This is a genomic window from Streptomyces sp. NPDC019531, from assembly GCF_044903305.1.
Classification (GTDB): Bacteria; Actinomycetota; Actinomycetes; order Streptomycetales; family Streptomycetaceae; genus Streptomyces.
Window position 1 is genome coordinate 170,004 of sequence record NZ_JBJDQL010000015.1, and the last position, 9,188, is coordinate 179,191.

The 9,188-nt window shown below is 72.8% G+C and carries 6 protein-coding genes; 5 read left to right on the plus strand and 1 reads right to left on the minus strand.

From position 1 onward, the window contains the following. Window positions 1-307: 307 nt before the first annotated feature. From cobT to ACI2L1_RS20055, 3 genes are all read left to right on the plus strand, one after another. Window positions 308-4,339: a nicotinate-nucleotide--dimethylbenzimidazole phosphoribosyltransferase gene (gene cobT / locus ACI2L1_RS20045; protein WP_404740669.1), complete on the plus strand. Its 4,032-nt coding sequence runs from the start codon at window positions 308-310 to the stop codon at window positions 4,337-4,339. 167 nt (window positions 4,340-4,506) lie between these two features. Further along, a complete protein-coding gene (gene cobA / locus ACI2L1_RS20050) occupies window positions 4,507-5,748 on the plus strand; it encodes a uroporphyrinogen-III C-methyltransferase (protein ID WP_404740670.1) in 1,242 nt (413 codons plus the stop codon). Between the two features lie 64 nt (window positions 5,749-5,812). Next, a complete protein-coding gene (locus tag ACI2L1_RS20055) occupies window positions 5,813-6,631 on the plus strand; it encodes an RNA methyltransferase (RefSeq protein ID WP_069761407.1) in 819 nt (272 codons plus the stop codon). 45 nt (window positions 6,632-6,676) lie between these two features. Here ACI2L1_RS20055 and ACI2L1_RS20060 read toward each other — a convergent pair whose 3' ends face one another. Next, window positions 6,677-8,092 (minus strand): protein kinase, encoded by a 1,416-nt coding sequence (locus ACI2L1_RS20060; RefSeq protein WP_404740671.1) that lies wholly within the window; start codon window positions 8,090-8,092, stop codon window positions 6,677-6,679. 196 nt (window positions 8,093-8,288) lie between these two features. Between ACI2L1_RS20060 and ACI2L1_RS20065 the strand changes: the two genes are divergently transcribed. Then, the gene (locus ACI2L1_RS20065; RefSeq protein WP_007380750.1) at window positions 8,289-8,564 is read left to right on the plus strand and encodes a hypothetical protein; all 276 of its coding nucleotides are present in this window, start codon (window positions 8,289-8,291) and stop codon (window positions 8,562-8,564) included. A 199-nt stretch (window positions 8,565-8,763) separates the two neighbouring features. After that, window positions 8,764-8,946: a hypothetical protein gene (locus ACI2L1_RS20070; RefSeq protein WP_404740672.1), complete on the plus strand. Its 183-nt coding sequence runs from the start codon at window positions 8,764-8,766 to the stop codon at window positions 8,944-8,946. Window positions 8,947-9,188 lie beyond the last annotated feature (242 nt).

Consider the following 9,188-nt stretch of genomic DNA (forward strand, 5'->3'; position numbering starts at 1 on the left):
TGTACCGCACCGGGTGACTCGGCATTCGTTCGTCAATGTCCGGAAAGCGCGCCCGTTTTGGGGTGGGTGTGGTACGGCAGAACCGGAGGACGCGCAACGTGGCGCAGTCCACAGCGGACCGTCGCGGATCAACCTGTCGCGACGGAGCAACGGCCGGGACAATGCCAGTTAATGGCTTTGTCGTCTTTCTCGGCGGGCCGTTCGTGCCGCTGGGCACGCACGCTCGTTCTTCACTACGGGGGGCGGTCGGTGCGCCGTCCCCGGTGAGCTGGTTGTAGAAGCACTAACCGATGGGCGAGGGGTACGCATGACCGACACCGGCCAGGTTCCGGGCGACGGGCTGCCGGAGAACGCAGGCATGGTGGAACAGCCGGGCGTCCCCACGCCGGGTGCGTACACCTACCTCTCCGAGACCACCGCCGAGGACGAAGACCTGTTGTTGCTGCCGGGCGCCCAGAGCCCCTGGGGCAACGAGGTCGCCCCACCGGCGCCGGAGCCGGTCGTCGAGACCGTCCACGAGCCGGGACCGCACGAGATGTCCGGCCGCGACAGCGGTGCGCACGACCTCAGCGCGGTCCGTACGCCCCAGCTGCAGGCCCCCTCGATGCCGATCCCGCCCATCACCCCTCGTCGGCCCCTGCACCTCGGGCCGCCGATCCCCGACACCTCCGCCAGCCCGGTCCGCTCCCTCGCGGACCGCGGCCCCGCGGGCGTTCCGGTACGGCAGCCCGGTCCGGCCCTGGCCACCGGTCCCGAGTACTACGACGCCTCGCAGCCGCAGGGCGCGGTCCCGTGGGGCGCCCCCGCCCAGGCCGCCGTCCAGACGCCGGTGAGCACGGTGGCCCAGGCTGCCGAAACGGTTGTTCCAGCCCAGGAGCCGGCGGGCGCGGCACAGGCGACGATGGCCCGCCTCGCCTCCGAGACGGAGGCCGCGGGGTACGAGGTTCCCGTGACCCCGGTGGCGGATGCCGGGCAGGTTCCGGAGGGCGGGTACGCCCCGGAGGCCGTGGAGGTTCCGGTCGCCGACGTGGGTCAGGTTCTGGGTGACGGGGCTCAGGTCCTGGGTGACGGCTCCGGGGCGGGCGGGGTTCCGACCGTCGAGGGCGAGCCCGCTCCTGTCGCCGGTGCCGACCTCGGCGCCGGGCAGGTGCAGGGGGACGGTGTCCTGCCCCATGCGGTTCAGATCGTGAGCGGTGAGGTCGCCCCAGCCGCCGAAGGCGACTTGGACCCGGGGCTGGACCTGGTGGACGGATCGGTGCCCGACGCGGCTCAGGTCCCCGATGCCGGCCCTGCCGTGGACAGCGCGCAGGGCGTCGCGGAAGCCGTCGACGACGCGCAGGCGCCGGGCACTGGTCCCGTCGCCGAAGCCGCCGAAGCCGCCGATGCCGCCGATGCCGCCGAAGCGGAGACGGTTGCTGCTCCGGGCGAGGTCGACGCCGCCGAAGCCGTACCGGTGGCAGAGGACGGGCAGACCTACGAGGCGGCTGAGCCCGTGCCCGCCGCCGCCCTGGAGGAACCCGCGCCCGAGGCCGTGCCTGTCGTGGAGACTCCCGAGCCGGCCACCTACGCCGAGAGCATCGTGCCCGCAGGCGAGAGCGAGGCCCTCGTGCCCGAGGCGGAGATCGTGGGCGCCGAGCCGGCCATGGACGGCGAGGCTTCCGCGACTGACATCGCCCAGCCCGCCGAGGACACCGCGCCGGAAGAGGTCGTCGCCCAGGACGTGCCCGTCGTGTCGGAGGACGGCGACGCTCAGGACGCCGACGCATCACAGGAAGCCCTCGCCGCTCCGGAAGCCGCCGCGCCGCCCGTCGAGGAGACCGTCACCCCGGACGTCTCCGAAGCCGTCACTCCGCCGGAGCCCGAGCAGGCTGCGGAGGCGACGGACGAAGCCACCGCGACCAGCGAGGTCGACGCCGCCGCTCCCGCCGAGGCCGACTCGGACACCATGGTTCCCGAGCCGCTCGCCGCGCAGGAAGCCGCCCCCGTCGAGCAGGCGGCACCGGCGCCGGAGCAGGCCCAGGAACCCGCCCCGGCACCCCAGCGCGTCGAGGCACCGCAGGGCCCCGTCGGCGGGCCGCTCCTCGTGGACGCGGCGGTCGCCACCCTCGCCCAGGAGGCGCCGGAGCCCGTCGCGGCGGACGCGGACGACACCGGCGTACAGCCGACCGCGGTACAGCCGCCGGACCCGGCGGTCACTCCGAACCAGCCCCCGCAGGGCCCCCAGTCCCCGGCCCCCCAGCCGCTCGCCGCCGAACTCCCCGACGCCCAGCCCCAGTTCGCGTTCCCCGGCAGCGCCGAGGCTCCCGCTGTACTGCCCTCCGCTGTGCCCCTGGAGCCCCAACCGGACCAGCCTCTGGGCGAGTTCGTGCCGGTGGACGGCTCGGTGCCGACCACCCCGCATCTCGCGCCGACCCCGCCGCACCCCCTGTCGGTCCCCACGGACGAGAGGGAGGAACCCGTGGTCCCGGCCCCGCGCGAGGCCGACGGCGCCCCCGAACTCGTACAGCAGGCGGACGACCTGGACACCAGGGCGGCCGATCAGGAAGACCAGGAAGTACCGGAAGAAGCGAGCACGGCAGCCGTGGAGGAAAGACAACAGTCCACAGGCCCCGCCGCGCCCGCCTACGACGACGCCGAGCGCGAGGCCGTGCTCAAGGTCATGCGTGAGCGCCGTGACATCCGCAACGGCTTCCGCAGTGACCCGATCCCGCACGAGGTGTTGCTCCGCGTGCTGGAGGCCGCGCACACGGCCCCGTCCGTCGGCCACTCGCAGCCCTGGGACTTCGTCGTCATCCGCTCCGCCGAGACGCGTGCCGCGATGCAGGACCTGGCCCAGCGCCAGCGCGAGGCGTACGCCAAGTCTCTGCCCAAGGGCCGGGCGAAGCAGTTCAAGGAACTGAAGATCGAGGCCATCCTCGAAACCCCGGTGAACATCGTCGTCACCGCCGACCCGACCCGCGGCGGCCGCCACACCCTCGGCCGGCACACCCAGCCGCAGATGGCCCCGTACTCCGCCGCGCTCGCCGTCGAGAACCTCTGGCTCGCCGCCCGCGCCGAGGGCCTCGGCGTCGGCTGGGTCAGCTTCTTCGACGAGCGGGAGATGGTCCGCGCGCTCGGCCTGCCCGAGCACCTCGAAGTCATCGCCTACCTGTGCGTCGGGTACGTCGACGAGTTCCCGGACGAGCCCGAACTGATGCAGGCCGGCTGGTCCAAGCGCCGCCCCCTGTCCTGGGTCGTGCACGAGGAGACGTACGGCCGTCGCGCCCTGCCCGGCGAGGAGCCGCACGACCTGCTGGGCGAGACCGTCGCCCAGATCCGCCCGCTGGACGCCAAGGCGCTCGGCGAGGCCTGGGAGCGGCAGAAGCGGATGACGAAGCCGGCCGGCGCGCTCGGCATGCTGGAGATCATCTCCGCGCAGTTGTCCGGGCTTTCGCGGCAGTGCCCGCCGCCGATCCCGGAGCCCGCGGCCGTCGCGATCTTCGCCGGTGACCACGGCGTGCACGCCCAGGGCGTCACCCCCTGGCCGCAGGAGGTGACCGCCCAGATGGTCGCCAACTTCCTCGGCGGCGGGGCCGTTTGCAACGCCTTCGCCGGTCAGGTGGGCGCCGAGGTGTGTGTGGTGGACGTCGGTGTGGCGTCCGAACTCCCGGCCACGCCCGGCCTGTTGCCCCGCAAGGTTCGGGCGGGCACCTCCGACATGACCACCGGTCCCGCGATGACCCGCGAGGAGGCCAAGCAGGCCATCGAGGTGGGCATCGAGACCGCCCGCGACCTGGTCGCGGCCGGCAACAAGGCACTCCTCACCGGTGAGATGGGCATCGCGAACACCACCGCTTCCGCTGCCCTGATCTCGGTGTTCACGGACACCGACCCCGCCGAGGTCACCGGCCGTGGCACCGGCATCAACGACGAGACCCTGGCCCGCAAGACCGAGGTCGTCCGCCGCGCGATCGAAGTCCACCAGCCTGACCCCGCCGACCCGATCGGCGTGCTGTCGGCGATCGGCGGCTTCGAACACGCGGCGATGGTCGGTCTGCTCCTGGGCGGTGCCTCCCTGCGCACCCCGGTCATCCTGGACGGCGTCAGCGCGGGCGCCGCCGCCCTGGTCGCCCGCGCCATCGCCCCCGAGGTCCTCGCGGCCTGTATCGCGGGCCACCGCAGTGCGGAACCCGGCCACGTGGCAGCCCTGAACAAACTCGGCCTCCGCCCCCTGGTCGACCTCGACCTCCGCCTCGGCGAGGGCACGGGCGCGTTGCTGGCCCTGCCGCTGGTCCAGAGCACGGCCCGGGCGATGCACGAGGTGGCGACGTTCGACTCCGCCGGGGTGACAGAGAAGTAGGACCTGAGCGAGGGACTCGGGGACGCGCTGTCTCCGAGTCCCTTCGCACGTGAGTCCGTGCCCGGCAAGCAGGCCCAGCCACCGGACACCTGCGCCGCCCGCCCCACCCACCCCGTAAAATCCGCACGTCAGGGCCACTGCACCGCCGTACAGAGGAGCCGCCCCTCATGGCCGAGAACCCCGCCTACCCCGTAGGCCTCCGCCTCACCGACCGCAAGGTCGTCGTCCTCGGCGGCGGCCAGGTGGCCCAGCGCCGCCTCCCGGCCCTGATCGCGGCAGGCGCGGACATTCTCCTCGTATCCCCCTCGGCGACCCCCTCCGTAGAGGCGATGGCGCACGCGGGTGAGATCACCTGGGCACAGCGGCCGTACCGGGAAGGCGACCTCGAAGACGCCTGGTACGCCCTCATCGCCACGGGTGACACGGACGCGAACACCCGTGCCTCCGCCGAAGCGGAGCGGCACCGTGTATGGTGCGTCCGCTCCGACGACGCCGACGCCGCCACCGCCTGGACCCCGGCGACGGGCCACAGCGAGGGCGTCACGGTCGCCGTCCTCACCACGAGGGTGAAGGGCCGCGACCCCCGCCACACCGCCGCCATCCGGGACGCGGTCGTGGAGGGCCTCCGCGACGGCACCCTCGTCGCCCCCCACCACCGCACCCGCACCCCCGGTGTCGCCCTGGTCGGCGGCGGCCCCGGCGACCCGGACCTGATCACCGTCCGCGGCCGCCGCCTCCTCGCCGAGGCCGATGTCGTCATCGCCGACCGCCTCGGTCCCCGCGACCTCCTCGCCGAGCTCCCGCCGCACGTCGAGGTGATCGACGCGGCGAAGATCCCGTACGGGCGTTTCATGGCCCAGGAGGCCATCAACAACGCCCTGATCGAACACGCCAGGCAGGGCAAGTCGGTCGTACGGCTGAAGGGCGGCGACCCCTATGTCTTCGGCCGCGGCATGGAGGAGCTGCACGCCCTCGCCGAGGCCGGCATCCCCTGCACCGTCGTCCCCGGCATCTCCAGTTCCATCTCGGTCCCGGGCGCGGCCGGCATCCCGGTCACCCACCGCGGGGTTGCACATGAGTTCACGGTCGTCAGCGGTCATGTCGCCCCCGACGACGAGCGCTCCCTGGTCGACTGGCCGTCGCTCGCCAGGCTCACCGGCACCCTGGTGATCCTCATGGGCGTCGACAAGATCGGCCGGATCGCCGAGACCCTCGTGGCCCACGGCAAGTCGCCCGACACCCCGGTCGCCCTGGTCCAGGAGGGCACGACGGCCGCCCAGCGCCGGGTCGACGCCACCTTGGCGACGGTTGGTGAGGTGGTCGTCGCCCAGGACGTGAAGCCCCCGGCGGTCATCGTCGTCGGTGAGGTCGTGGCCGTGGGACCGCAGTCGCCGGCGCCACTGGCGTAACCCGGGGTAACACAGTCCGTTCCCAGCCGTTGGCACCGCACCCAGGACAAGGCAGTATCACCCTGTGGCCGATCTCATCACCGTCGAGGACCCCGACGACCCACGCCTGCACGACTACACGGGCCTGACCGACGTCGAACTGCGCCGCAAACGCGAACCCGCCGAGGGCCTCTTCATCGCCGAGGGCGAGAAGGTCATCCGGCGGGCGAAGGACGCGGGCTACGAGATGCGCTCCATGCTGCTGTCCGCCAAGTGGGTCGACGTCATGCGCGACGTCATCGACGAGCTCCCGGCCCCGGTGTACGCCGTCAGCCCGGAGCTCGCCGAACAGGTCACCGGCTACCACGTGCACCGCGGCGCGCTCGCCTCCATGCAGCGCAAACCCCTGCCCACGGCGGCCGAGCTCCTCCAGACCGCCCGCCGGGTGGTCGTCATGGAGTCGGTCAACGACCACACCAACATCGGCGCGATCTTCCGCTCGGCGGCGGCCCTGGGCATGGACGCGGTCCTGCTGTCCCCGGACTGCGCCGACCCCCTGTACCGCCGTAGCGTCAAGGTCTCGATGGGCGCGGTCTTCTCCGTCCCCTACGCCCGCCTCGACAGCTGGCCCAAGGGCCTGGAGTCGGTCCGCGAGGCCGGCTTCACCCTCCTCGCCCTCACCCCGGACGCCAAGGCCAAGACCCTCGACGAGGCCGCCCCGCACAGGATGGACCGGGTCGCCCTGATGCTCGGCGCCGAGGGCGACGGCCTGACCACCCAGGCCCTGGTCGCCGCCGACGAATGGGTCCGCATCCCGATGGCCCACGGCGTCGACTCCCTCAACGTGGGAGCGGCGGCAGCGGTCGCCTTCTACGCCGTGGCGACGGGGCGGCCACAGGGCTGAACGGCCCCGGTCGTGCCCACGGTCACGGCCGTCCCGGTGACGTGCTCAGTCCGTCCTGTCGCCGACCGACTGCATCGGCGGCTCGTGCTCCGGCGAAGTGCGTACCTGCCCCTGGTGCTGTTCCCGTACGACCCCGCTGTCGACGCCCAGTCCACGCGGCGGCCCCTGGCAGCCCTGGGCGGCGGCGATGGCGAGCGCCACGAGCAGGGTCACGACGACGAACACGAACAGACGCTGGCGCAGCAGGCGGGGGTTCGCGGGACGCAACCCCGTCTTGGTGTTCCTGGGCGCGGGCCGTCCGGTTCCGCTGCGCGGCGCGGGACGGCTTCCGCTCCCGGAGCGGGTCGTGTTCCGCGAGGACGCCGGGGCGGGGCGGGAGCCAGGACGGGAGGAGGGCACACCGTTGCCGCGCGGGGTGCTGCCGCCGCGCGAGGGGACTCCGCCCCGTGCGGGGGCCTGACCGCGGACCGGTCCGGTACCGCGTGCCGGAGGAGTCCCCGGGGAACTGGGCGTGCCGGACTGCCCCTGCGGACGCCGCTGCGTGGCCCGGTCCGGGTAGGTGTCGGCGATCCGTCCGGTGGGCCGGTCCGCCTCGCCGCCGCGCGGCCCGGGCGGACGCAGATCCGGCAGTCCCTGGGTCTCGCGGGCCGCGATCTCCTTGAGCCGCAGCGACAGTTGGAGCGTGCTCGGCCGCTCCTCGGGGTCCTTCGCCAGACAGGCGCGGATGAGGGGGGCCACCGCGTCGGGCACGCCGTGCAGCTGCGCCTCCTCGTGCACCACGCGGTACAGCATCACCTCGGAACTGCCGTGCCCGAAGGGCGAGTCGCCCATCGAGGCGTACGCCAGGGTCGCGCCCAGCGAGAACACGTCCGTGGCAGGAGTCACGGCCGCGCCGCGCACCTGCTCGGGCGCGAGGAAGCCGGGGGAGCCGACGGCGGTGCCGACGTGAGTGAGGGTGGAGGCTCCGGTCGCCCACGCGATGCCGAAGTCGATGATCCGGGGACCCTTGGGGGAGAGGAGGATGTTGGACGGCTTGAGGTCGCGGTGCACGACACCTGCCTCGTGCACGGCGACGAGCCCCTCCGAGAGGGCGGCGCCGATCGCGGCGACCTCGGCCGCGACCAGGGAGCCCTCGTCGGCGACCTTGTCGTGCAGGGAAGGGCCGGGCACGTACTGGGTGGCGAACCACGGCCGGTCCGCGTCCAGGTCCGCCGCGACGAGCCGTGCGGTGCACCCGCCGCGGATCCGCCGGGCGGCGGAGACCTCGCGCGCGAACCGTGACCGGAACTCCTGGTCCTCTGCGAGATCGGGCCGGATGACCTTCAGCGCGACCCGCTGTCCCTTGCGGTCGGAGCCCAGGTAGACGACGCCCATCCCGCCCGCGCCGAGCCGTCTGTGAAGCTTGAACGAGCCGACGACGCGCGGGTCCTCGCGCCTCAGGCGCATCATCGCCATGTTCATCCCCGCTGCCCGGTCCGTGTGACGAGCGACAGCTTACGTTTCCACGGGCCGCCGCGCGCAGAGGCCGCGCCCTCTCGTCCCGGTGGATTGTCAGTGCCGGGTGGGAGACTTGAGGGGTGGTCAGGGGATCGGCGGAGAGGGCGATTTCGCTGCGAGTGTGATTCCAACCACCCGTCGCAGAAGGGGGATTGAACCCGTGAAGGGTGATCGCGTGGAGATAGTCGTGGACGCAGGGGACACGACGCGCACGTACGAGGTGGTGGCGAGCAGGGCGGGCCGCCGGGTGGAGACGGCGGTACGACGAGGTGTCGTGGAAGTGAGCGAAGTCACGCGGAACGGCTCGGTGGTGCGGACGGCCCGTTTCATGGCGACGCGGGTGCTGGCGCTGGTCGAGCAGCCGGTGCCGCGGGAGGACAGCTCGGAGAAAGCGGGGCAGACCGGGCGGCCCCTCCGGGAAGACCCCGAGACCTAGGTCCTCGCCTCCACCCACGGGAGTACTCCGCTGGTCATGGCTCATCCTCGGGGAGGCCCGGCAATCGGTACGAGGGCATGACGTGCGGGGAGGCCGTGACGCCTAGATTTGAGGTCAAGCGGCGGGTGCAGCACTCGTCCCCCGAGGTCAGACACCCGCCGCTGCCAAAGACAACGTCAGAACGGTCAGGAGAGGGACCATGGCTCTTACGGCACCGCGGACACTGTCCCGCATGCAGAAGCCCCGCCGTACGGGCCGTCGCCACCCACTGGTGGCGACGCTCATGGCCCTTCCACTGGCGGTCCTGCTCCTCGTCGTCTTCGACGGCTGGGAGACAGTGACCACACAAGCGTCGTCCGTGGGAGTGATGCTGGGGCGCTGAGCGGCGACCTCAGGCCCGGAAGAGCGGTCCGGGCGGGGACATCCACCCATGAAACCCCGTGGGGACGGGGGTGCGGCGGACGGCAAAAATGCCGGCGCAGCTGGGGAGCTGCGCCGGCATTGCCATGTCCTGCGGTGGCCTGTGCGGGGTGGGTGGGGGCGGGCGTTTTGCGCAGTTCCCCGCGCCCCTATGTGCCTGCGGCGGCCTGTTTCGGTTCGGTGGGGGCTTGTGTAGCGCGTGCG